The organism is Priestia sp. ST2 (assembly GCF_055810735.1).
On sequence record NZ_JBVVNT010000010.1, the window covers coordinates 39610 to 65251 of the forward strand.

Here is a 25642-nt window from a genome sequence, read left to right on the forward strand (position 1 = left end):
AAAATTCTACGACCATTAAAATAAATAATAAGTGAATGAATCTTTTTTCATAAAGAAAGGTTTTATAGAAGGATTTTAATAGAGTAGCCTATAGCAATATTAAGGTAAACGCATAGTTTAATAAAAGAGGAGTGACTGTAAAAAAGAAATTAAAAATTGTGTTTAGGCAGGAGATGTAGACGATGAAAGTTATGACTATTTTGGGCACGCGGCCCGAAATTATACGCTTAAGCCTTATCATAGAAAAATTGGACAATTACGCTGATCAGCATATCTTAGTTCACACGGGACAAAACTTTACTTCTACCTTAAGCGAAGTATTCTTCCAAGAATTGAAAGTAAGAAAACCAAATTACACTTTATTTAACCAACAATATACACTAGGGGAACAATTATCAAAAATGTATGAGCAGCTAGAAAAAATTTTTCTAAAGGAAAAGCCGGACAAGATTTTAGTACTAGGAGACACCAATAGTGGTTTAAGCGCCATTTTAGCAGAAAGGATGGGTATTCCAGTCGTTCATATGGAAGCCGGAAATCGATGTTTTGACTTAGAAGTACCTGAAGAAAAAAATCGAAAGGTGATCGATGCTATTTCTAGTTTTAATCTACCGTACACCCCCCAAAGCAAAGAAAATCTCCTTAAAGAAGGCGTTTCTTCAAATCGAATTATTGTTTCAGGCAATCCTATTCATGAGGTCTTAGAACATTATAAACATGAAATTGAACAGAGTAATATCCTAAGTAAATTACAAGTTGAGAAGGAAGGTTACTTCTTAGTTACAGCCCATCGCGCTGAAAATGTAGATCATGAAAAGCGATTACTAGAAATTATACAAGGTATTAACTTAGTTGCTGAAAGCTATGGAAAAAGAGTGATTTGCAGCATACATCCTCGCACCCAATCCCGAATTAAGAATGTCTCTACATTAAAAGTTCACCCTTTAGTGGAGTTTCACGAACCGTTTGGTTTTTTTGACTTTGTCAAACTCGAAAAAAATGCTCTCTGTGTTTTAACTGATAGCGGAACTGTACAGGAAGAATGTTGCCTATTTCACGTTCCCACTGTTACAATCCGCAAAACAACTGAAAGGCCAGAAACTATTGAGTGCGGAAGCAATATGTTATCTGGAATTGACTCTAATCAAATAATTAATTGTGTACACGTAATGGTCGGTCAACAAAAAAATTGGTCTTATCCAGAAGGTTATGATGACAAAAACGTTTCGGATAAAGTAATCAAAGTAATATTAGGGGGACATAAAGGTGTTTAATAATCAGACTATTTTAGTAACGGGCGGCACAGGTTCATGGGGTTATGAGTTAGTAAAACAATTATTAACGCACAACCCAAAAGAGATTCGTATTTTTTCACGTAATGAATCAAATCAATTTACCATGAAACAAGAATTTGATAATAATCCAAAATTAAATTTCTTAATTGGGGATATAAAAGAAAAAGACTCATTGGTTGAAGCATGTCAGGGCGTTGACTATGTTTACCATTTGGCAGCATTGAAACACGTTCCTGTTTGTGAAGATCAACCTCTTGAGGCATTAAAGACTAATGTACATGGAACGCAAAATGTGATTGATGCTGCTATAACCTGTGATGTCAAAAGGGTTATTTATATCTCTACAGATAAAGCCGCAAACCCCTCAAATTTTTATGGACTCTCTAAGGCGATGGGTGAACGATTAATTATCCATGCTAATACATTAAATACGAAAACAAGATTTGTTTGTATACGTGGAGGAAATGTTTTAGGAACGAATGGGAGCGTTATTCATGTATTTAAAAAGCAAATTCAAGAAAAGGGTAAAGTTGGCATTACCGATCTTAAAATGACTCGTTTCTTTCTAACTCTTGAAGACGCTATTAAACTTGTATTTAAGGCGACTTTTGAGAGTATGGGGGGAGAAATTTTCGTTATGAAAATGCCTACGTGTAAAATTGTAGATCTTGCCCACGTATTAATAGATGCTTCGAACAAAGGCAATATTGAGATTGAAACCCTCGGCATTAGACCTGGGGAAAAAATTCATGAGCTTCTTCTTTCAGAATATGAAAGCACAACGACAGTTGCTTATGATGATGAATATTTTGTTATTCTACCACCTATTCATATTGATGGACTAAAAGAGTTTTATTCTAAATTTAACCCAGTAAACTTAGTTAACTATAATTCGAGTAAGGATTTAATGAGTAGAGATGAAATTAGAGACATGCTGAAGAAAGGCAGGTTTATTTAAATGAAAATACTGATTCTTGGTGGGAAGGGAATGGCAGGGCATGTAATAACAAATTACTTTAAGAAAAAATCTGAGTATACTGTATTCTATACATCAAGAGACTTAAACGATACGGACAGTATTTACGTAGACGTGACCAATCTTACAAAGTTAGAAGAACTGATAGAAACCATAAAACCAGATATTACAATCAACTGCATTGGTATTTTAAATGAGCATGCTACTAATAACAATAAACTGGCCTTTCAAGTAAATAGTTTACTGCCTCACCAACTCGTTAAATTAACAGAGCGTTGTCAGGGGAAATTAATTCATATTAGCACAGATTGTGTTTTCTCTGGCAATAAGGGGGATTACACAGAAAACGATATTCCAGATGGTACATCTGTTTATGCCCAGTCTAAACAACTAGGGGAGATTATTAGTAAGAAACATTTGACTATCCGTACATCTATTATTGGCCCAGAATTAAAAGAAGATGGAATCGGTTTGTTTTTGTGGTTTATGCAACAAACTGGAGTCATAAAAGGATACGAGAAAGTATGGTGGAATGGTGTAACTACCCTTGAATTAGCTAAAGCTATCGAAGTAATGATTAATCAGGACATTACTGGTCTATATCACTTGAGTGCTGAGGAAAAAATTTCAAAATTTGAATTGTTAAGATTAATACAAGAGGTTTTTCATAAATCAGATGTAGACATTATTCCAGATTCACAGATTGTACTTGATCGGACAATCAAGAGTACCAGAAAAGATTTCCAATATAAGACTCCGAGTTATAAGCAAATGTTAATCGAACTAAAAGATTGGATGCACGTGTAGTGAGCTCGTTACCTAAATTATTAATTACTGGCGCAAATGGCTTTACAGGAAAGCATGCATGCTCCCATTTTGCAAAGGCAGGATTTAAAGTAATTGCAGTAGTAAGGAATCACGCTCCCGCTGGCCTATTTCAAACTGAACTTTGTGACTTGACAAACAAAAAAGCTGTGACAGAAATGATTAAAAGAGTTAAACCACAATACCTTCTTCACTTAGCAGGACAAAACCATGTAGGAGAATCATGGATTGCCCCAGTCTCCTCGCTAGAGGCGAATTTTCTCTCTACTCTTTATCTAATTGAAGCTCTTCGACATGAGAATCCAACCTGCAAAATTATTGTAGTAGGTTCAGCTCTTCAATTTAACCCTCAGGAGATTTCAACGCTTAAACACCCTTATAGTTTGAGTAAAACTTTACAAGTTTTAGTTGCCCAATCATGGGCAGAACTTTACGAATTGCCTATTATCATTGCTAAACCTTCAAATTTGATAGGTCCTGGAATTTCGAATGGAGTTTGTTCAATTTTCGCTAAAAAGATAGTTGGTATGGAAAAAAAATACACAGAAAAAATTCTTGAGGTAAGTAACCCCTATGCTCAACGTGATTTTATTGATGTACGTGACGTGGTATATGCATATGAAACTCTTTTCAAAAAGGGAATACCAGGAAAATTATATGACATTGCCTCAGGGAGTAGTCGCTCACTTAGGGAAGTGATTGATACCTTCAAAAAAATTACAAATGAAGAATTTAGAGTAGTATGCACCGCTGATAGTAAAAAAGAAGAAAACATTAAAACTTCTTGTCTTAACTTGAGACAGTTAGGGTGGCAACCTCTTATTCCTTTTGAGGTTTCCCTTTTAGATATTCTTAATTTCTATCGTCATAATCAATTAATATAGATACAACTTAACAGGTAAACAAAAAAATACCTAACCAAATAACAATAAATTTTAAATTTGGTTAGGTATTTTTTTAGTTATTTTCCATAAATGAATAACATATATTCTCAAACTTAGCCACACTTTTCTCTAGTGTCCATAACTCTGCCTCTTTCTGTCCCTCTTCAACAAGCTTTTGTCTAAGGTTCGGATTTTTAATCAAACGAATTATATCTAATGCCAAACGATTTTCATAACGATGAGACATTAAAGAAGTATGTTCGTGACGTGAATATTCAGTATTACCCCCAGCATAGACAGCAACAAGGGCAGCACCACATTTTATAGCTTCTAAGCCAGGTAGAACAGCTGTTTCAAATATGGAGGAAGTTACAAAGATATCTGCCATATTATAGTAATTACATAACTCTTCATCATTAGCAGGTGTATAAAAATGAAATTCATTGCTTTCTTGAAGTTGCTTTAAACTAGGGGAATTTTCCATTTCGTTTGGAGGACAGATTAAATTAAATTTTAAATTTGGAAACTGACTTTTTACAATTCTTAATTGTTCTATTAAATAGTTTTGGTCCCGCTGCCAAGAATATCCCCCCTCTGGAATTCTTACGATTGCAGAAATGTTTAGCTTGTCATTACTACTTCGAAGATTCAAATTTTTAAAGTTAGGATTTACATAAATCGGAATAATCATCCCGTTAATCCCATGTAATAAAGAAATCAGCTCTTTTTGGTATTGGGATATAACTATTAAATAGGGTGTGTGATTATAGGATTGGAATGAAATATCCTGATGCGGCAGAAATACAGGCTCATAACACAAGCTAAATCTAACATGTTTACCCTTTCCGTTCTCACTTGCTTCGTGTGCTGAAGGAACGGTCGAATAAAAATTCGAGACAATAATGTCACTCTTTGGATAATCACTTTCAGACAACATTACATCTTTACTTCGAATTAAGTTTGCCTTCGTCTCATATTCTACATCTCCATGGGGTGGCATTAAAATAGTTACATTATGACCTCTTTCCACGAGACCATTACTTATATCTGCCAGCATCCTTTGTGCTCCGCCTTTGCATAGAGTTAACACTGGAAAGGTAAAGCTCAGTTTTTTTTTTCTCTCATTGGCAATAATTTCGATTAATTTATTTCCGTACCTATACTGCACAGCTTCTACTTCCTTACTTATTTCCTCATTGAACTTTTTTGTACCCATTTCGTCATGTACACGATATTTTACCAGTGGTTCATTTAAATAATGAAACTCATAATTTTGGACTGCCCGTAACCAAAAATCGTAATCTTGAGTAAATTTTAGTTCTTCATTAAAAAATCCTAAAATTTTAAATAGGACCATATTCATCATTACAGTACAACCATTAATACTACAACCAATGCGTAAATGTTCTAAAAAGTCAATTTTGCGCGAAAAATGAACACCAGCTTTCTCATGCACTGTGTTACTATGGGCATCTATCAAAGAGTAATTTGTATGACTAATATAACTGTTTCTTTCTTCCATAAAAGTTAATTGTTTTAAAATTTTATCCTTTAAGAAAATGTCATCTGAACTTAACCAGGCAAAATAATCCCCAGTTGCATTTCTAATCCCTAAATTGAGAGCACTTGCCGTTCCGCCATTTTCTTTTTCAAAGTACCTAATTCGGCTTAAATAGGGATTTATTTTTTCAGTAAATTTAGAAGAACCATCATTTATCACAATTACTTCTATATTTTCATACGTTTGATTTAATGCACTTTCAATAGCCTGATCAATATAAGAACAGTTATAGAAAGGAATAATAATGGAAACTTTTTTCATATTGAATCACTTCTTCCTTAATTTTGAATAAACGTTTTATAAAAGGTGGAATGTTATCATGGAGATCTTATAAAGGAAATGTTGAGAAGTAAGTATCGTTATATTAAATTATGAAGTTGTTATGATATTGTGAAAAATTCAATTTTAAAATGTATTATTTAATAACTAATACCCGTACATATTTAAATTCCCTTGCATAGAGACTAGTAGCTTTTATGTTGTGTGACATTACTACTTAATTAAAAATAGGAAGATTTTGTCCAAGCATAAAACTATAAAATCCATACCATGTAATGTATCCAATTTTATCTATAAAGGAGAAACTACATTGAAAATTATTCAGGATTTTAATATAAGTGTCCCTACTAACTTTAGTGGAACCCTTAATAGACCCATCCCAGCCTCCCCCTCGAATATTACTCTTGCAGCATTTGGTTTAGCCGTTAATCAAGCGGATTCGGACGTTTTATTAATTAGTACAGTAGCAATTCAGTCATTTTTAGGTATTCCAGAAGTCGTACTCAGTGTCTTTCGAAATAGTGGGGTTATTGCTACAGTACGAGTATCAACTTTAGCGGTTAATGAAACTAGAAATATTACTTTTCAAGTATTGGATGATAATCCACCAGTAGGATACCATTCTTATCGACTAACAGCAGAAGTCACTAACCCCTTGCTTAATCAAGCATCAGCTGTTGGACCCATTTCTTTTTCTGGAACATCTTTTGCACCGGGAGTTTAAATTACACTATTACTCCAATGCTATATATTCGAAGAGATAGCCTATTTCCCACAGGGAGATAGGCTATCTTTATTTTAAGAAATTCACCAATTGTGATTCCTTTCGTATCCAAAATCAATTAGCAAATTACCTGCTACTGTTTTAAACATTTCTTTTGTTTTATCGTCAAATTCTTCTCGCCATGAAGCTATTTTACCCTTCCTAAAGGTCCTAGATTTACCAGGGTTAATATTATCCTCCATTAAAGTGATCATTTTCTCTAAGGGTAAAGGAAGTTTCTTATCTTCAAATAGATAACTAATAATTTTCTTCATACATTTTCTTTGAGATTCTTTAGATATCATTAGCTCCTCAAATGAAATTGCTAATGTATTCGAATCAGTTATCCAATTATAAAAAGGACGATTCCATGCATCAAAATTAGGCCATTTATCTTCTACTCCTAGAATTAACGTCTCAATACGCTCTGCACTAGTTACTATAAACTCATTAAAATCATTATAGAGTGGATGCTCATTCCAATACTTTGGGATGAAATGTATTAGTGAAATTAAAACATCTCGAGGATCACGATAAATAAAGATATGTTTTAGCTCTAACCTTTTTAGCATATAAGCATATTCATCCGAATGAAATATGTGGCCTATTCCAAATTCATTAGGTTGTAAGTAAGCTAGTCGATATAAATGCTCCTTATAAATACTACTATTCTGAGGGTGATGATCTATAAAAAATTTTTTTTCTATATCCCTAATATCATTATTAATATTGGGTATTCCATTTAATACTTGATGAAGAAGATGAGTACCACTTTTCGGAACAGATGACATTAAAAAAGGTTGTAATTCTACCAAATCATTATTTATATTCATTTAAAAATCTCCAGTCTTAATAAAAATTCTGTTTTAAAATAAATTTAATATGATATCAGCCATATAAGAAACTAATATGAATCAATCGGTTTACCTGCTTTATTTTATATTCAAAATTATTAAAATGGATTTTTTCCTATTATGACTCCTATTTCTATGACTATTTTTAAGAAAATAAATGAAAATCCATTTTAGGATTTACTAAGTTTATTTATTATTTTTTAAACTATGAAGCATATTTGAGAAATTTTCCGCGTATTTATCCGTTGAAAAACTCTTTTTAATATGTTCAATAGCGTTTTGTCTAATTTCTTCTCTTAAAATATTATTTGATAACAATTCCTTTCCTTCTTGTACTGCCTGATCAATATCTCCTGAATCATAAAGCTTTCCTGTTACATTATGGTTTAAGAGACTTCGAACCCCGTCTGAATCTGATGATAAAACAGGGCATTTGCAAGTCATTGCCTCAAGAACCGCATACCCAAATCCTTCTACTTTTGATGTTGAACATAAAAATCCTCCTGAATCACCAATGATGGAGAAGTATTTAGCCATTTGACTATGTGGCTGATTGGCATATAGGGTAAGATGCGTACCCAAGTTTAGTTCCTTAATCTTCTGTTCAAAATTTAATCGTTCTTCTTGCATGGACAATGTATTATCCTCAAACATCCAAATCTCAATATTAGGGTTTTGTTCAATTAATTTTGCTGCAATAGATAAGAAATCTTTCCAATTTTTATTTTCTTCCAATCTTCCTACCCACCCAATGATAGGTGTATCCCTTTTAGGGTGGATTTCATATTTAAATTCCTCTGTATTAAAACAATTATGAAAACAAAACTTTTTCTTAGATGGAAAATATTTTTCAAACGCTTGAATAAGATGGGGAGTTTTGGGGTATAAAAGACCGTCGCAATATTTATCAAGAACAAACTGGGCTTCATTTTTCAAGAAATTGTCGGCGTATTCCTTATTAAAACCTAAACCTTGAACTTCATAAATTAAAAAACCTTTGTAACCTAAATTTCTTATCTTTTGTAATAAAAGAAGATCAGAACCGACCACAATTGCTTCATAATTTCCTTTTAATATAATATTTTGAATTTCATAATCACTGTTTGTAACATAAACCGGAGCGTTAATTTTATTTTGCAGACCCGTACCTTCCTGTTTATACATGAATTCACATTTTATCCCTTTCTTATTGAGTGCATATAAACGTTGCCTATTTAAAGTTTCCACGCCTCCACTTGGAATAAAAAATGTAAAAAGAATATTCATATTGAAAGATGAGACACTTTTAGAAACATTCCATTTTGGCTTTTCAATAGTACCATGGTTCTCATTAATTGTTGAATCATAGACAATTTCCCCTTCCCCCTCGTTTAACTTCCAATACCCAAAAAGGTTTGGTTCATTCCCATTAAGCTCCTTATCCATATTATTTTGAATTTCATTTAATGTTTTAGCTTTACTCCATATTCGTACTTCTTGCAGCCCTCCCTTATAGAAGCCATAGGGTTTTACCCCTCCGAAGGTAGCTGAAGGAACTACATTTCTATGATGGTTAGATAATCCCCTTTTAACCATTTTTCCATTTATATACAAAAAGGGAGTTTTATTTATATATACTACTGCTACATGAGTCCAACCATTTAACGGAGCGAAGTACACTAAAGGTGTAGCTAGATAATCAGTGGTATGTTCATAGATAGAAACACCATTTGTACCTACAGAAACCCCTACACCGGCTCGAGACTTATCGCCATCTTCATACGCACCAAAAACAGGCGTAACAGCAAACTGGTGGTTAGATGATTTAGAAATTCCTTTTCTAGATTCTTTATCAATCTCTTGAGTATCCTCTGGTTTTGCCCAAAATTCTATAGTGAATGTATTTTGAATATTTGAAAATAACTGTTTTTTGGTCATGATAATATTACTGTAATTATTAAATTCCACAAAAGTATCGCGTAACATATTCGAAGCCCTCCTCACTTGTGCGTTATTATGTATTTCATCCTTCGTTTTTTAATATCCATTTTATGTAAAAATACATTAAATAAATTAACTTTTAGGAAAACAAATTGCATTTTTATTTTTCAGCATATAGTTATACATATATTAACGGTGGAAGAAGAATAAAAATCAATTTAAGTAACTTCCAAGAATGGAATAGGATATTTTGTAATTATTAAAAATTTAGCCTAAAATTTTAATAATTACACTTAAGTCCACCAAATCATTAAAAGGTTATACAGTTAAATATGAAAATGAAAGAGCGTGTTTTACTAAGGATTCTAATGGTATTAATGAAATTTATCATAATGGGTAAATATTTAATTCGTATAGAGCTAGGGGTAAATCATCTGTCCTTTCTTGTTAATCTTATTTTTATAATTAAAGACTCTTTAATTAATTTCATTTCAATATATGTAAAAATTTCATTATCGATACAAATTCACTTCTTATTTTTACGCAATATAACATTCAGAAAGCCCGAAACATAAATATATAGAAATTAATTCATAAATTAATTAATAACTTTCTAAGAAAATAATTATTAACTCTATCTTTATTTAATCGCTCTTTTGTAAGAAGACATAAAAACAATCTATTAGTAAAATTAATTCCTTGAGTTCTATTCCGTTCCTGCCAATTTTAAAAGGAAAGCACCTATCTCTAATTTAAACAGTACATTTAACAACATATGTATGTTCAGTAATGCTAAATTACCAGAAAGGATGGTTTTCATATGGAAAAAGTTTCCGTGGTTGTTCCATTTTATAATTGCCCATATATTAACCAGGCCCTAGAGAGTTTAATCAATCAAACTTACAAAGATATAGAAATTATTGTGGTTAATGATGGATCTACACAACATTCTGAACAAATAATTCCATACTTAAATAAAATTAAATACGTTCAAAAGGAAAACGGGGGCACAGCAAGCGCCCTAAATATGGGGATTCAACATGCAACTGGGGATTATTTTTGCTGGTTAAGTTCCGATGACATTTATTATCCTGAAAAAATAGAAGTTCAATTAGCCTTTATGAAAGAGCATAAGGCTAATTTTAGTCATACAAATTATTGTGCAATTGATAAAAAAAGCCGGATTATCTCTCCCCCTTTAGGCGTACATCCTCCAAATCGTCTTGAAATACTCAAAAGAGTGCGGAAGAAAAATTTTATTAATGGATGCTCCGTCATGATAGATAAGGCTGTATTTAACCATGTAGGTATGTTTGATGAAACTCTTCCCTATACACATGATTATGATTTATGGATACGAATCATCCAAAAATTTGGCGTGTATTATTTACCCCAACCCTTATTATTATATAGAATCCATCAACAAATGGGTTCAAAAAAACATGCAACAGCTATAAAGAAAGAAGTTGACTTGGTTATCAATCGTCACAAGAATACTATGGAAAGCTTGTTGTCAGAGGAATTAAGAAAATAGTAGATTGTACTGTTTATAGATGTTTTATTAAAAGGCCCTTTGTTTTTTAATAGTTTTTATCACCTTTACTCTTCTTTTTTATATTTAAAGCTTACTTAAAATTATTCTTCTTATGAAAACAATTTTAAGTAAGCTTTAAATTCAGGAACTTCTTTCTATTAACCTATCCTAAATTTTATGGTTTTCACCTTTATATTTGACTAAATTAAAGGTGATATTTCCCATCAAAATGATTAAAGTGCTGAGCGCGTCAAGAGTCGGATAAGCATATTATACAATGTAGACCAGAATGCATAAATGACAGCAGAATTATACCTAAATAGGCAAAGACCTGGTCATACGTATTTTTGCAAGAATACGTTATTAATGCAAGTAAAACATTAATTGAAAGGAAGATTGTATGGGATCAAATGGATTTTCATCAGAAAGAAAGCAAAAACGTGTAGATCTTTTGAAACAGCTTCTCGATACTAACATCTCTACACAAGGGTCATCGAATCCATTAGAAGCATTACTCTCTGGTTTAGACCTAGGGTCTTTAGAAGGTTTAATGCAAAAGAACAAAAAATCTCATCATGATGACTGGGATTCCAAGAAAAAACGCCATCATGATGACTGCAATGATCATGATTGGGATCATAAAAAGAAGCATGACCATGATGATTGTGGATGCAAAAAGAAAAAGCATGACCATGATGATTGCGGATGCAAAAAGAAAAAACGCTGCAAATGTTGCCCTGATGTTACACAAGACTTTCGTGACGCCATTAATGCAATATGTCAGCTACTAAATGCGGGTATTAGTACCCCAGCTACATTAGCTGCGTTAAAAGAGGCACTTGGAGTATTAGAAAGTCTTCTAGAGAATGAAGATTGTATAGATGAAGAAATAGCTGAGGATTTACTTGTACTAATTAACATTATCCAAGCAGCCGCTACAGTAGCAGCCATTCCTCCAGGAACTCTAGATGAACTCGGAAGACAACTTAATAAACTTCGTCGTTGCTTAGGTTTGAGAGTCCGCGTTTGTAGCCCCGGTGGTGGTGGCGGGGACAATTGTGGTACTTGTGATGTCCTAACGCGTGTTAGATTAAGAATAGCGATTAATGCAGTGTGTGTAGAATTACAAGCACCACCAGCATCTTTTGATTTAGAAGAGTTACAAGCAGATATTACTGTCTTATTACCACTATTAACTGCAAGTTGTATATCAAATTCAGTAAGGATAGCAGTTGAACAGGCAGGTGAAGCTGTATTATTGTTAAGCGAACCATTAACTGAACAAGGGGAGGAAGCATTAGTAGCATTAGGTGTTGCACTTACTGCTTTACGAGAATGTATTGGTATCGACACTGGTCAAACTTGCGAGCCAGACTTTACGCCGGGTGGCGGTGGTGCTCCTATTCCTATTCCTAGTCCAATAACAACCATTAGACAACGCCTACTGGATTTATTTGGAGATCAAGTCGTAATTACAACTCCAACTGGTTCATACCCAGGTACATTAGTTGCTGTTCAAGCTGACTATGTTGCCGTTGTAGCTCCTACTGGAACTTATTTGATACCGCTCGATCAGATTCAAACATTTACTACTGAGTGATAAGGAGGAAAAAGATTTATGTTTGCATCTACCTTGATAGAAGAATTAGCAAAACGACAAGGCCACACTGTTACAATTAACACATTTAATTACGGAGGCACAGGAGTCCTTGCAATGGTTCAAGCTGATTATGTTACTATTGTAGAAACGACTGGTTACGGTCTATATGAAACTGAAAACATCCCCGTTGATGCTATTCAATTAGCCTTCTTCCCAGCTTAAATAGCTTATTTTAAAAATTTCCGAAAATCATTCCATTTGGAATGATTTTTTTTTGTGATACTGTCATTATGCTTTCTTACATTATAGATTGTAAAACCCTCATAAAAAAATTCATAGTTCTTAAGAAGTTGCACTAGTATAGCTATATCTTCATACAAACGACCTTGTTCAAAGTCTATAATGGGAAAACCTTTCTCTTCTTTTAAAATAGACGTCTGGTAAATTCTTGGCCCGAGAGGAAATGGATAGGAAAGCAATTCTTCACGGCTATTCACCGATTTACCACGCCTAACCTTTAAAAATTCAACTTCATTTGCTGAATTTTGATTCCAGTACCTCCAATTCCCATATAATACTGCGATATTCTGGGGAAGAGTCCCTAATTTATTTTTTATAAGAAAAACCGCATCTGGATCAAGCCAGTCATCTGAATCAAGTTCTAATACAAAATCAGACGTAATGAACGGCAATATGTAATTTAATGCTTTTGCTTTTCCCTCATTTACCTTAGAAAAGCATTGAATATTGGGATAAGTCTTATACCTTTCTAAAAACTTTAGTGAATTATCTGTAGACCCGTCGTCAACAACTATTATTTGATCAAAAGGAAATGTTTGTATAATACATGATTGTATTGCTATTGAAAGAAATTCCTCCATATTGAAATTAGAAATCATAACAGACAGAGTGGGGGCGGATAAATAGGAGCCGGGAGAACTCTTTTTTAGTTTATAAGCAAAACTTAACTTTTCGTTAGTTGTTATATTACTTATTTTTCTTATCTCCTCAATAACGTTTTCTTTTAAAGTAACGACATTTGACTCCTCGTTTTTTAGAAGCCACAAATGAAATATTATCTCTCTAAATGGTACTTCTCGCTCCATCAAGAATGGTGAATCTTTCAAGAAAGAAGTCTTAACCATAAAAGGAAATTGGTAATGTAGCTCTTTACTCTCACGGTAGACTGTCATGATAGTTTTATCATCCTTAAGAGTAAGTGTGGTATCGTTTACTGAAGAGGTGAGTAATTCATATGTAAAAAGGAATAATACATATTCGCTTTCTATAGATTGAATATAAGTGTTTAGCGTAATGCCTAGATCTTGTTGAGCATTAACATAATCTATATCAAAAGATAGTTGTAAATCAGGACTGGATAGATAAGGATATTGACTATCGAAAACAGTGACTTTATTCACACGAGGTAAAATATAGTTCAGGGAGGATAGTGCTTTTCTTAAATCGCTGCGGATATTGTAATTAATACAGAATACATGAATGTCTTTCATAGCATCTCCTCCATCAAGAAAAGTTTTGTTTATATTCCTGACTTTTAAATATACTCCAAAGTCTACGAAGATATGATAATGAATTTTAATAACTTGAGATAGTGAAAATGATTAAAGATTAACGGATTCATCGAAGTTTTTCATAAATATTCAATTTCTAAGAAAAAAAATAAATCTATGCTTGTGATAAATATTTTTATCCCATAATCACTGATATCATCACGACCACGTGTTTATCTATATCTTCCATTAAATGCTTTTCAGTTAATTCATTTTTTGCATGTTTAATCCATTTAACTATACTAAATAGACGCAAGAACATAGGATATTACAAGTAAAATCACCAAAAAGGTGAAGTGAATTATAAACAATGATCCTCAGAAATAAAAGAATAATTTAGTAATTTATCTCTAGTTGATTAATTGCACATCCATCCTATTATGAATATATTTTTTATATAGAAATGCATATATCAAAATAAATGGTGATTTATGCCTAATTCCCATTAGCCACTTTTTTTATACTGCTTCTCTTCTCACAATATTATCAGTATGGCTGAGCTAAATATTTTTATAATATTGAAATATAATATTCAATAAGAGGAACAGATAGTGACTAAAAATATTCCATCCATATGTAAGAATATTAGTTAATTTATGTGATGTTATCTTTAATTGTAAGCTTGTCATTCAAGAAATTGATCCCGATAACACCCCATGAAGTGACTTTGAACTCATTAGAGTTGAAGCATACTAGGCATTAGTTAAAAAGAAACATTGGAACCTACACCTAGTGTTGTTATGTAACATAATAAATACTACTAATTCCATTGTTAAATACTAAACAGAATTAGTAGTATGGGATTTTACACTTAGAAAGAATGTTTTCTACCCTTTTGTGGTTCTTTAAAACAAATATTCATTCAAAAGCATTTATCAAAGAGAAAATAACAACTTTTAGTAAATACTTTGCTTCTTTCATTGATTTCTTACAGAATATAATTATTTAAATAATTATACCAATTAATGTTCCGCCAGCAACGTTCACCAAAGGTCGAAAACCCCAATGTCTAAAAATCTCAAAAGCTTCAGAATTGTTATTATTTACAAAACCAGTTACTCCTCTTATGCCTTTTTTTCGAGCGTACGATATTACATTAGGCAGAAAAGATCCACCCACTCCCTGTCCTTGATAATGACGGTCAAGAACTACGTAATTTATAAAAATAACGTCTTTTACTATAAACTTATAACAAAGATAACCGATTACTTTATCATCGTTGTTACATATCACAAGCACTTCATGTGATTTCTTCAATATATTTTGAACTACTGTACTTTTGACTTTAAAATTATCCATTGTTAGGCTAATTAAATATGAATCATCCTTATAAGGAATTCTTTTTCGCAAATACATCCCTATTACCTCTATCCTCTCTAATTTTTTAAGTCATTGTATATCATAAGGGGGAGATAAATTTTTAGGTATTTTATATGGATATATATTTCTAGGAGACACCTTATGCTTATAACGTTTGTGGCAGTTTTTTAATTAAATCTACCTTTTTTTCGTGTCCTATAATATTTTATTCTTTAACAAATAAATCGTTTGTGTGCCTGTCCAATGATTTGAGAATTATTTTCGGTGATATAAATAAAAAAACACCGTTTGGTTGCCCTAAACGACTTAAACATTAAATTAATAGTATTTATTCGATAATTTCAACCTTATAATGGGCTGCATAATAGTGACTTTGGTATATGTATTTAATCAAATTAAATAAAAAAGCCCCCCCTCACGTTGAGAAGTATTTGACCCCATCTCTTTACTTCGTAAGAAGGTAGCGAATAGATTTAGCTAAATGTATTCACATGTTTAAATTCTATAGCTAATTCTTGTAAATACAATTTAAACAATCGAATGGTTTCCGACGAGGAGTTAATTGAATAGATGATCCGACTATTTTAAAACTTTTCACATTAAAGGATATCTAATGAAACTAAGATAGCTACTAGGACTTGAAGTAACAATTGAAGATTTACAGCTACATCTGTATCAGTGGTCGTAACCCTTACATTTGTAGAGTTTTCAATAATTGTTTTTTGAGCATTTTTTTGTTTAATACTTGAAACCTGTTTTAGCTCTTCAAGCACACCATTTGCTTGGTCCGAATCCCCGATAGTAATACGAACTACTACAGCGATAGCTACCTGTAAAGCTGCCTGGATAGTAGCTGCAATTTGGGTATCGGTTGTTTTCACCTTAACATTCTCTGAATCCTTGACAATAATCTTCTCAAAAGATTGTTGTTCCGTCTTAGCAATTTGCTCTGCTTCTTCCCAAATGTCAGCTCCACTGAATCGTTTATTTTCACAATGATCTAGTGCTCTCCATTTTTTTTCAGTCATTTTTTTCACCTCTTTTAGTTTTTAATTAAAAAATATCCACAAGTACAATAATAGCAACTAGTACTTGTAACAATAGTTGAACGTTAAGAGCAACATCTGTATCAGTAGTTGTAATTTCAACATCTTTAGAATTTTCAATATAAATTTTTTGTTTGTTTGTTTGCTCTATGTCAGACAGTTGTAATAAGTCTTGGAACACACCGCTGTCTTCAGCACTGTCCCCAATAGTAATGCGTAGTACTATAGCAATTGCCACTTGAATAGCTACTTGAATAGCTACAGCTGCTTGGGTATCTGTTGTATGAACAGTAATATCACAAGAATCTTTAATCCAAATTAACTCATCTGATTCTTGGTCAATTAAAGAAAGCTGATTCGCATCTTGAACTACCTCTGCATTAAAACTCTCAGTGCTTTCAAAGCTCTCACGACTATTATAGTAATCATACTCTGTAGATTCACTTTCATAGTGATCTACTTTAGAGTCATCTTTATAGTGCTTCTTCGAATCATCCTTTTTATGTCTGCTCTTGCACTTTTTCTTTACATCGTAAGAATAATACTTTTTAGATGACATAACTAACACTCCTTTTTCATGGTATGTATTAATATATGAACATACCAATCAATAGGATTGGGCCAATTGACTAATGAGTGTAACCATTTTAAAAAACAACAAAAACGCCTACTTGATGGCGTTTATAAGTATTAAAATTTATTTTTTGCTGTTATCTGCATTTGTTTGTTTTACAAACTCATCCACTCGTTTGGATAAATCTTCAACCATTTCTTTAAGCATTTGTTTCTTCTCTTCAGATAGTTTTCCTTTAATTTGCTCTTTATCTATGCCATGTTTAGAAAAAACATCATTTACCAATAAATCCATTAACTTATTTGGAACAATCTCTGGTCTTTTCTGTGAATCACTCATATTAGTCGCTCCTTTTTTAAGGTTTTATTTCATAACAACATATGCAGCAATTACCTAAAAGGAAACAATTCCTAACCTATTATCATTTCCTATTTAATAACTTGATTTGGATATCCTTCATTTTTTAGTAACGTAGACTTTATTTAGATAGAACAGAATATAAATTTAATATCAATTTTAAATATATCCCTGTTCTTTTTTTGACAATTTAAGATAATAAAATAAATTTAACATCATATATTTGTACATAAGGTAAGTGCCTTATGTTTTCAACAATTTTCTTAACAGTATTTATGAAAAGAGTTGAGTTAAATGGGAAAAAAAGCGAAAGCTGTACATGTTGCGGGTGATTTTCCGTCTTCACAAGGAAGATCATCTAATAATCAAATTTATATGACAAATGAGGACAATAATACGGTTTCTGTTATTGATGGAGTCACGGATGAGTTAATCACGACTATAAATGTAGGTCGTCAGCCAGTAAACGTGAATGGTAACTCATCTACTAATCGAATTTACGTGACTAATAAAGGCGATGATACAGTTTCCGTTATTGATGCTGGTACAAATACAGTTATTGGCATTATTCCAGTTGGAGGGCAACCATCAGGTATAGGAATTAACCCCTATATGGATAGAGTTTATATAACAAATGCAGGCAGTGACACAGTTTCCGTTATCGATGGTTCAACAAATATGGTTGTTGCTACAATTCCTGTAGAAACTCATCCAATTAACCTAGATGTTCATCCTTATATTAATCGAATTTATGTCGCTAATAAGTTTAAAAACACAGTTTCCGTTATTGATGGACTAACGAATACAATAATGGCTACGGTTCCAGTAGGTGACCAGCCTACAGACGTGGGGACTAACTTATCCAACAATCGAATTTACGTTGCTAATAAAAATAGTCATACCGTTTCCGTTATTGATGCTGGAACAAACGCTGTTATCGGGATAGTACCTGTAATGGAACAACCATCTATGATTGATATTAACGGAAGTAATAATCAAATTCACGTCACCAACGAAGAAAATAATATAGTATCAGTAATTGACGGGGCAACTAATATTGTTATTGCTACCCTTCCAGTCGGTGACCAGTCACCTTACACAATAACTGATGCCTAATATAAGACATAATGCTAATATTTATGTTCTATAAGAAATGGCATGACAATGGTCTTATACTACAATCTGTAGCAACAATAACTTTGTTTAATGTGTGTATTGTTGCTACCCTTAATGGTGTTAGCTACTGATTGGAAAGTTTACTTTTCATCAAATTTTCTCCATTTTTGATAAAGAGATGGACAAATATCCTTAACATAGGCTAAAAATTCTTTTGATAACTTTAATTCCTTCAATTCAGTTAGTAACTTAATCGGAATAGGTCGATTAGAACTAAACGCTCTTTTAAGATCAATTACTTTCAAATCTCCCTGTTCATTCATTAGGACATGCCGTAATTCTGTATCTTGTCTACTAAAGTTTAACTTTTTCAATTCATCAATGAGATTTATAAGTTGTGTAACTAAAGACTTTGTTATATACCTATTTTTCTTTAGATGTTTTGCCAAGGAAATTCCGTCTACATACTCCATGACTATGTAATTTGATCCATAACCGTAGAGACGAGGAATAATAGAAGACGACTGCCCAACTTGTATGGCTTTTAACTCCTTTTTATATACTTCTTCCTTAAAAAATACTTTTACACATCGATCAGCAGTCAATTGATAAATAACTCCATCTTTCCCTTGCCCAACTACCGCATACCTTTTAAAATCCATAAATACGTTCTCTTTTTCTTTTATTGATACCTCCGAAGGATCCTCCAATACTTTTTCAATTAAAAAATGACTCTTTTTTATGGTATTAGATGAAATAAATTGAGAATTATTACTTGTTTCAAAATTAGGAAACAGACTCTTTTTTTGATTGTACCTTTTAAAGAATGTTGTTTCCGATAATCTATAACCTTCGCTATCATCCCTACGATAATGAAAATAAGGTTTTCCCATGCTCTTCCCCCTTCTCCATTTATTATTCTATTCCTTTACAATTAAGGTGCTTGTATAGTTATCTATTTACATATAATTTTCTAAAATTTTTTTGATGAAATCCAAGACAGGCACCCTCTCCTGTTACTAAGAGTTACATACTATAGTAAGAAAAAGAGGTGATATCAGTATGAAATATAAAGAAGATTGGGATTATGCAGAGGAAGCTCAGAAAAAATCTTGCAAAAAGCATGAAAACAAAGAGGCTTGTAAGAAGCATGAGAAACATGAAGAATCCAGTCCTTGCAACGATACTTGTAAGAAAATCAGAGTCATAAATTTATGGAAATCAAGTTCTAAATACTAATAGTATAAATCTTAATAAATCAATAGGATCTGTTACCATCCAGTAACAGGTCTTATTTCTATAGTATGAATTCTCCTAATTCTAATTAATTTTTAATATTCAACATCCTTAAGACAAATGATTTAGAACCAATCTTAAAAATTGGGATTATAGCATTAACGGAAGGGTTCTTGCCGTCCCCTCATTCACTGCTTTACATAATAAGGTTATTAATGTATAGGTCTTTTATAAATAATTGGTATATAACTACTTAATTTTTAATTTTCCGCCAATGCCGGTTTCTAATATCTGAATAGCTCCATATATTGTTTATAGTACAAGTATAGTAGAAAAAGCTACGGGAGGAACAAATATGAGCAATTGTATATTAGTAATTGGAGCTCATCCTGATGACGAGCTGTTAGGAACGGCAGGAACCCTAAAAAAACTTGTAAATGAAGGCTATAAAGTAATTTCAGTAATTACTGCTTTAGGAAGAAAGGAAGAAGCTCATCATATCCAGCAATTCGGGCGGCTTGCTAACAAAGAAATTGGGATTGATGAAGTAATATTTCTTGAGCATGTCAATTTAGAGTTAGAAATGATTCCTCTTCATGAATTAACAAAAGAAATTGAGCAGCTCATTCAGAAATATAAACCGGTGAAGATCTTTACCCATCACTACGGTGATCTAAATAAAGATCATCAGATCACTTTTCAAGCAGTACTAACTGCAGCTAGACCTCTTCCTAATACTCCCCCTATAGAGTTAATTACATTTGAAACAGTCTCGTCTAGTGAATGGAATGCTTCCACGCCTGATAAAATATTCAAACCAAATTATTTTGTAGATGTTACAGCACAGATGGAGTATAAACTCAATGCTCTTAGACATTATGATATTGAAATGAGAGATTTCCCTCACCCTCGTTCTTATGAAGGCATTGAGTACTTAGGAAAACTACGGGGTATGAGTGTTGGCGTGCCTTACGCTGAAGCTTTCGAAATTATACGGAGAGTTTGGAAATGAACAATGAAATTACTTTTCCCTACCCTTATATAGTCGAAAGATTAGACCAACATTATGGACTTAAATCACATTCTTCAAAAAAATTTGTTTCAACGGAACAAACTAAAAAAAGAAACATTTCTAAAAGAGGGACAAAAAAGAAACTTTCTATTTTAATTGCTACATTTTGGAGCTTCCCTCATGTAGGAGGTCTTTCTAATTATATTACTACTCTAAGTAACGGTTTAAGGAGCCAAGGTCATAAAGTAGACGTTATTTCTCCTAATCAATTCTCAACTTCTAAAGTCAAAAAGCTTCGAGAGAGTGTTACTCCAAATTTAAAGAGTTTCTTTACCCAGCGCTATGGAAGCTATAGTGATCGAATTTTAAATCATAAAAGACTTATATATGTATACGAAAAAATGCTTGAAACCATAGACTTAGAAAGATACGATATCCTCCATGCTCAAGATTTATTTACAGCAAATATTTTAGGAAGATTTAATGAAACCTACGGAAAACCTTTGTTTTATACACCTCATGGTATGTTCACATTCAATAGATTAAAATTTAACATAATCAAAGAAGGTTCCGTTGAAGAAGCGTATTTTAAAGAACTTGAAAGTAAAGCGATAACATATGCAAGCCATATCATTGTTCTTAGTGATTCATTTCGTGAACCATTAATAAAATTAGGGGCAAAAAATAGAAATATAACTACAGTCATTACAGGTATTGATTATCCAATGAACCAAAGTCAAGAAAAAGAAATATCTTCCCGAAAGCTTATTATTACATGTGTAGCTAGACTTGGTCCACGAAAGGGACATAACCATTTGTTTGAAGCGCTAGCACGCCTTAAAAGATACACCGCAAACGTTGAGGTATTAATTGTCGGTGATGGACAAATGAGAAAGGCATTAGAAAAGCAGAAAAAAGATCTAGGTTTGTCTATGGTCAAATTCTTAGGATCTAGAGACGACGTACCCTTAATCTTAAGTAAAACCGACATTTTCGTACTTCCAACAATTAACGATAGCTTACCCCTTTCAATAATTGAAGCCATGCATAGTGGTACTGCTGTAATTTCCACAAACTGCGGAGGGATTCCTGAACTTATAAAGCATAATAAAACAGGAATTATTGTCGAACCAGGAAACTCCGAACAATTAGCCCATGCATTAAAGTTTCTCATTACAAATAAAGACGCACGAAATAAAATGGGTGCAAACGGAAAAAAGCATGCTAAAAAACATTTGACCATAGATAGTATGGTAGGAAAAATAAAACATTTGTACGCCGATTTTTGGGAGATGAATTAAGGTATGAAACATGAACATTCTGCAGTTATCCTTGACTTGAGCGCCAACGGCGTCGGCATTATTAGAAGTTTAGCAAGAAAAGGCATAAAGGTTTACGCTTTTGATACGAAAAAACCATATAAAATAGGAAAATCCCGGCTTGCCACTTGTGGTGTATGCCCTAGCCCCTTAACTGAAGAAAAAAAACTATTAGACTTCTTAATTAACTTATCTAAGAAGATTGGTTCAAAACCTGTCTTATACACAGGGGCAGACGACTATGTACAATTCATTTCGAAAAATCGAGATGAATTGTTAAAATACTTCTTATTTTTATTTCCTGATAATTATTTGATTGAACAAGTTCTTGATAAAAACAAAACTTATGAGCTTGCCGTCCAGCATAATATTCCATGCCCAAAAACGTATGTAATAGACAATAAAGAAGAACTTGAGGATGCTATTTTAACTCTTGATTTCCCTTGTATTTTAAAACCTGTTCTAGGTCATGAGTTCAGAAAAAAAATAAATAAAAAAGCGATTGTGTTTGAAACTCCTGAACAGCTAAGGAGTGAATACCCTTTTTACAGGGAATGCGGACAATTAATCATTCAGGAACTGATTCCAGGAGATAACCAGTGTTTTTATAAAGTGGCTACCTTCTATGATGACAACATGAAGTTACTTGCATTATTTTCCTTACAAAAAAATCATCAATTTCCTGCAGAATTTGGAACAGGTGCTCATATTGTCAGCAAAAAGATGCCTGAACTTATCGATATATGTATCCCATTTTTTGAAGAAATAAAGCTCAAAGGTATTGGTATGGCTGAATTCAAGAAAGACCCGAGAGATGGAGTTTATAAATTCATTGAAATAAACCCTCGATTTTGGCTAACCCATAGTCTCACAGGCCCCTCAGGCATCGATTTTGTCTACATGTATTATTTATATCTAACCAATCAAAATCCAGAACCTAGGTTACATCAAATAGACGGTATTAAATGGATTTATCTTGTAAGATATTACCTCACTTTTCTTCAGAAGAAAAAGAAATCGGAAATGACTTTTAAAGAATTCTATCAGGGATTACAAGGCCAAAAAGAGTTTGCTTTATTTGCATGGGATGATCCAATGCCATTTTTCAGAAGCGCATGGTCTCATTTAATCAATGCTTGGAAACGCAAGCGAAAGGAATGAATACTGTGTATGATCTCAAAACTCTTCATCATCAGTTTAAGAATTTAAAAATAGCTGAAAAACTTTCTTATTCAATGAGTGAGAACGTTACAATTATCCCTTCAGAAATCAAGTGTTTAAAATCAACAAAACGAAGCGGTATATATAAATTACTGCTTCAAAAAAAGAATGGTTATTATCCAATTATCTTTAAGGTTTACAATTCAACAGCCTACAAAAATGAAGTAGAAATCAACATTTATAAAAAAGCTTATCCAATTTTAAAAGAGTTTTTACCCCGCATTTACCTTGTAGAAACGGTAAAAAACGAAACGTGGGTATTTATGGAATTTGTTAATCAAATACGCGGACAATTGACCTTCTCTCCATCTCACTTTCAATATATTATTCCCAGTATAGCTAAACTTCATGGTCAAACTTTTGAAAATAGATTCAAAAAGGACAAAAATATTTGGAAAGATTGGCTCCCTGTTTATACCTCTACAAAAAAGACAAGAGTCAAATATATGAATCAAACAATTGACCTATTACATGCTGCAATGAAAGACAACCGTATTAGCCATATAATAAAACCTTATTATCCATCCTTAATCAATTTATATAATAAAGGACCCGATTTCTTCCCTGAATTAATTGAAAATGGATCGTCTATTACGCATGGTGATCTTCATATGCAAAATATATGTAGCAAAAATGTTACTCAGCATGCACCATGGCCTATTCAATTCATTGATTGGGAGTCAGCCAAATACTCTCCGGTATGGTTTGATATGGTTGTATTAGTAGAACTATTGTTAGGCTTTAGAAAAGATTGGCAACCAAATGCAGATAAAATACGGACTCAGTGTGTACGTCTATACGTAGATGAAATGAAGAAATATGGAATTACCTTTAAAACAAATTCAATGACTCTTTATAAAATGGCCTATCTTCAACGAACTTTAGAAAGAGGCCTCCACATGCAACTAAGAAGGATTGCTGACAACCGTGAAGGTGAACTCTTAAGTTATCACCTTGAAAAGATTTCAACATGGGGTAGAGAGTTAGGAATATATCAATAAATACATTTCTAAACAATACTTTTAGACTATTAACTTAAAAATAGTCTAAAAGCCATTTTTACCTTAATGTACAAGCAATTTTCGTGTTGGAAAATAGAATATATAGAAACACCAATTTTAAATAAAGGTAGGGAATTCATTTGACTAAACTTTATTATGATCAAAATGATGAATATAAATACTGCTTAAAAGCGATATATGACCTTCGTAAAAATAAAGATGAAAAAGATTACGGCAAAGATAAATGCAAAGACAAACACGAAAAAGACTATGGCAAAGATAAATGCAAAAACAAGCACGAGAAAGACTACGGCAAAGATAAATGCAAAGACAAACACGAAAAAGACTATGGCAAAGATAAATGCAAAAACAAGCACGAGAAAGACTACGGCAAAGATAAATGCAAAGACAAACACGAAAAAGACTATGGCAAAGATAAATGCAAAGACAAGCACGAAAAAGACTATGGCAAAGATAAATGCAAAGACAAGCATGAAAAAGACTATGGCAAAGATAAATACCAAGACAAGCATGAAAAAGATTATGGCAAAGATAAATACCAAGACAAGCATGAAAAAGATTATGGCAAAGATAAAGTTGTCTTTTATGAGAAAGACTACGATAAAAATAAATGCAAATGCAGTAAAAGCTATTACAATTAAGCTATTTTAATTTTAGTGTTCATAGTTTAAAACTAAGTAATTGAAGAAAGGTTATTAACTTTTAAGTTAATAGCCTTTTTTATAGACCATAATTTTTTGTTATATATGTACACTTTTAATAATTACAAAATCCAAAATCAACTGCTAATAAAAAACCACACTGAACAAGCAAAACTTGTCCAATGTGGTTTTTATTACGGCTGATATTTTAGAAATAACAATTTTTGTTACGTTTTTTATTTTGATTGTTACAACCAATGCAAAATGTTTTTTGAATGAAAACGTTTAGTGTTCCAGCAGTAGTAGCAGAAGGGTTAGAAACCGTTAATCTTTCAAAATTTTCAACTTGAAAAGCTCGTGTAGAACCCGCAGGTATAGTAGCTGAGATAGGCATTCTAGATCCTCTTACAAAAATTGATACTGTAAGACCCGTAGTTACAGCTGATAATTGGAGAAGCGTTTTATTATGGTTTTTAGTGAAATCTTCAAAAACATTTACATCTACGGCATTAGCAGGAACTGCGATAGTTAATGGGATGTTTCCTGTTAAATTAGTTCCAGAACCTTCAATTGTATGATTTTCAACAAAGAATTTTTCATTGTCATTTTTCTTGCTATATGAACCTCTATATGGGTAAGAAGAGTCTACATAATATACTTCATCGTTTTTATTATAATGACGATAGCTTTTTATAATAATCACTCCTTTTTTATTT

Annotated in this window: 25 protein-coding genes; 15 read left to right on the plus strand and 10 right to left on the minus strand. The window is 32.5% G+C overall.

The genetic code is table 11. From position 1 onward, the window contains the following. Window positions 1-182: 182 nt before the first annotated feature. The 4 genes from wecB to AC0KUU_RS27120 are packed head-to-tail and all read left to right on the plus strand — an operon-like array spanning window position 183 to window position 3980. Entirely contained in the window at window positions 183-1274 is a 1092-nt protein-coding gene (gene wecB / locus AC0KUU_RS27105) for a non-hydrolyzing UDP-N-acetylglucosamine 2-epimerase (protein ID WP_456318538.1), read from the plus strand. Next, window positions 1267-2253 carry a UDP-N-acetylglucosamine 4,6-dehydratase family protein gene (locus AC0KUU_RS27110; RefSeq protein ID WP_456318539.1) on the plus strand — a complete coding sequence of 329 codons (987 nt, stop codon included), beginning with the start codon at window positions 1267-1269 and terminating at the stop codon, window positions 2251-2253. Before wecB ends, AC0KUU_RS27110 begins: the two co-directional genes overlap by 8 nt. Next, the gene (locus tag AC0KUU_RS27115; RefSeq protein ID WP_473453870.1) at window positions 2254-3078 is read left to right on the plus strand and encodes a dTDP-4-dehydrorhamnose reductase family protein; all 825 of its coding nucleotides are present in this window, start codon (window positions 2254-2256) and stop codon (window positions 3076-3078) included. It abuts the gene before it with no gap. Beyond that, on the plus strand, window positions 3078-3980 hold the full coding sequence (locus AC0KUU_RS27120) for an NAD-dependent epimerase/dehydratase family protein (protein ID WP_473453872.1): 903 nt from the start codon (window positions 3078-3080) through the stop codon (window positions 3978-3980). The genes AC0KUU_RS27115 and AC0KUU_RS27120 overlap by 1 nt, the downstream gene beginning before the upstream one ends. A 73-nt stretch (window positions 3981-4053) precedes the next feature. Here AC0KUU_RS27120 and AC0KUU_RS27125 read toward each other — a convergent pair whose 3' ends face one another. Then, window positions 4054-5802: a glycosyltransferase gene (locus AC0KUU_RS27125; RefSeq protein ID WP_473453874.1), complete on the minus strand. Its 1749-nt coding sequence runs from the start codon at window positions 5800-5802 to the stop codon at window positions 4054-4056. A 328-nt stretch (window positions 5803-6130) separates the two neighbouring features. Here AC0KUU_RS27125 and AC0KUU_RS27130 point away from each other — a divergent pair, with 328 nt between their 5' ends. Next, window positions 6131-6544 carry a hypothetical protein gene (locus AC0KUU_RS27130; RefSeq protein ID WP_456318543.1) on the plus strand — a complete coding sequence of 138 codons (414 nt, stop codon included), beginning with the start codon at window positions 6131-6133 and terminating at the stop codon, window positions 6542-6544. Window positions 6545-6627: 83 nt separating this feature from the next. Here AC0KUU_RS27130 and AC0KUU_RS27135 read toward each other — a convergent pair whose 3' ends face one another. After that, window positions 6628-7416, minus strand: coding sequence for a sulfotransferase domain-containing protein (locus AC0KUU_RS27135; protein ID WP_456318544.1), 789 nt, complete (start codon window positions 7414-7416; stop codon window positions 6628-6630). A 207-nt stretch (window positions 7417-7623) separates the two neighbouring features. After that, window positions 7624-9402, minus strand: coding sequence for a glycosyltransferase (locus AC0KUU_RS27140; RefSeq protein ID WP_473453876.1), 1779 nt, complete (start codon window positions 9400-9402; stop codon window positions 7624-7626). Window positions 9403-10177: 775 nt separating this feature from the next. Here AC0KUU_RS27140 and AC0KUU_RS27145 point away from each other — a divergent pair. The 3 genes from AC0KUU_RS27145 (at window position 10178) to AC0KUU_RS27155 (ending at window position 12713) form a co-directional block, all read left to right on the plus strand. Beyond that, complete coding sequence (locus tag AC0KUU_RS27145) at window positions 10178-10891, plus strand: glycosyltransferase family 2 protein (RefSeq protein ID WP_473453878.1); 714 nt, start codon at window positions 10178-10180, stop codon at window positions 10889-10891. A gap of 400 nt (window positions 10892-11291) precedes the next feature. Further along, window positions 11292-12491, plus strand: a complete 1200-nt coding sequence (locus AC0KUU_RS27150) for a DUF2642 domain-containing protein (protein WP_456318547.1) — start codon at window positions 11292-11294, stop codon at window positions 12489-12491. 18 nt (window positions 12492-12509) lie between these two features. Next, entirely contained in the window at window positions 12510-12713 is a 204-nt protein-coding gene (locus tag AC0KUU_RS27155) for a hypothetical protein (RefSeq protein ID WP_456318548.1), read from the plus strand. A gap of 5 nt (window positions 12714-12718) precedes the next feature. On the opposite strand, the gene AC0KUU_RS27160 is transcribed toward AC0KUU_RS27155, so the two are convergent. From AC0KUU_RS27160 to AC0KUU_RS27180, 5 genes are all read right to left on the minus strand, one after another. Further along, entirely contained in the window at window positions 12719-14002 is a 1284-nt protein-coding gene (locus AC0KUU_RS27160; RefSeq protein ID WP_456318549.1) for a glycosyltransferase family 2 protein, read from the minus strand. 1005 nt (window positions 14003-15007) lie between these two features. Continuing rightward, window positions 15008-15418 carry a GNAT family N-acetyltransferase gene (locus AC0KUU_RS27165; protein WP_456318550.1) on the minus strand — a complete coding sequence of 137 codons (411 nt, stop codon included), beginning with the start codon at window positions 15416-15418 and terminating at the stop codon, window positions 15008-15010. 563 nt (window positions 15419-15981) lie between these two features. Continuing rightward, complete coding sequence (locus AC0KUU_RS27170; protein ID WP_456318551.1) at window positions 15982-16410, minus strand: spore coat protein; 429 nt, start codon at window positions 16408-16410, stop codon at window positions 15982-15984. A gap of 25 nt (window positions 16411-16435) precedes the next feature. Beyond that, complete coding sequence (locus tag AC0KUU_RS27175) at window positions 16436-16987, minus strand: spore coat protein (protein ID WP_456318506.1); 552 nt, start codon at window positions 16985-16987, stop codon at window positions 16436-16438. 138 nt (window positions 16988-17125) lie between these two features. After that, window positions 17126-17341 (minus strand): spore coat protein, encoded by a 216-nt coding sequence (locus tag AC0KUU_RS27180; RefSeq protein ID WP_456318507.1) that lies wholly within the window; start codon window positions 17339-17341, stop codon window positions 17126-17128. Window positions 17342-17653: 312 nt separating this feature from the next. On the opposite strand from AC0KUU_RS27180, the gene AC0KUU_RS27185 reads away from it, so the two are divergent. Continuing rightward, entirely contained in the window at window positions 17654-18475 is an 822-nt protein-coding gene (locus AC0KUU_RS27185; protein WP_456318508.1) for a YVTN family beta-propeller repeat protein, read from the plus strand. A gap of 140 nt (window positions 18476-18615) precedes the next feature. On the opposite strand, the gene AC0KUU_RS27190 is transcribed toward AC0KUU_RS27185, so the two are convergent. Beyond that, entirely contained in the window at window positions 18616-19368 is a 753-nt protein-coding gene (locus tag AC0KUU_RS27190) for a hypothetical protein (RefSeq protein ID WP_473453881.1), read from the minus strand. A gap of 169 nt (window positions 19369-19537) precedes the next feature. Here AC0KUU_RS27190 and AC0KUU_RS27195 point away from each other — a divergent pair, with 169 nt between their 5' ends. The 6 genes from AC0KUU_RS27195 (at window position 19538) to AC0KUU_RS27220 (ending at window position 24926) form a co-directional block, all read left to right on the plus strand. Further along, window positions 19538-19714, plus strand: a complete 177-nt coding sequence (locus tag AC0KUU_RS27195; RefSeq protein ID WP_456318510.1) for a hypothetical protein — start codon at window positions 19538-19540, stop codon at window positions 19712-19714. A 352-nt stretch (window positions 19715-20066) separates the two neighbouring features. Then, window positions 20067-20723, plus strand: a complete 657-nt coding sequence (locus AC0KUU_RS27200) for a PIG-L deacetylase family protein (RefSeq protein WP_456318511.1) — start codon at window positions 20067-20069, stop codon at window positions 20721-20723. After that, window positions 20720-22024 carry a glycosyltransferase family 4 protein gene (locus AC0KUU_RS27205; protein ID WP_473453883.1) on the plus strand — a complete coding sequence of 435 codons (1305 nt, stop codon included), beginning with the start codon at window positions 20720-20722 and terminating at the stop codon, window positions 22022-22024. Before AC0KUU_RS27200 ends, AC0KUU_RS27205 begins: the two co-directional genes overlap by 4 nt. A gap of 3 nt (window positions 22025-22027) precedes the next feature. Continuing rightward, window positions 22028-23203, plus strand: coding sequence for a carboxylate--amine ligase (locus tag AC0KUU_RS27210; protein ID WP_473453885.1), 1176 nt, complete (start codon window positions 22028-22030; stop codon window positions 23201-23203). Between the two features lie 5 nt (window positions 23204-23208). Beyond that, complete coding sequence (locus tag AC0KUU_RS27215; protein WP_473453887.1) at window positions 23209-24264, plus strand: phosphotransferase; 1056 nt, start codon at window positions 23209-23211, stop codon at window positions 24262-24264. Window positions 24265-24404: 140 nt separating this feature from the next. After that, window positions 24405-24926, plus strand: coding sequence for a hypothetical protein (locus AC0KUU_RS27220; protein ID WP_473453889.1), 522 nt, complete (start codon window positions 24405-24407; stop codon window positions 24924-24926). 208 nt (window positions 24927-25134) lie between these two features. On the opposite strand, the gene AC0KUU_RS27225 is transcribed toward AC0KUU_RS27220, so the two are convergent. Further along, window positions 25135-25629: an exosporium protein D gene (locus tag AC0KUU_RS27225; RefSeq protein ID WP_456318516.1), complete on the minus strand. Its 495-nt coding sequence runs from the start codon at window positions 25627-25629 to the stop codon at window positions 25135-25137. Window positions 25630-25642 lie beyond the last annotated feature (13 nt).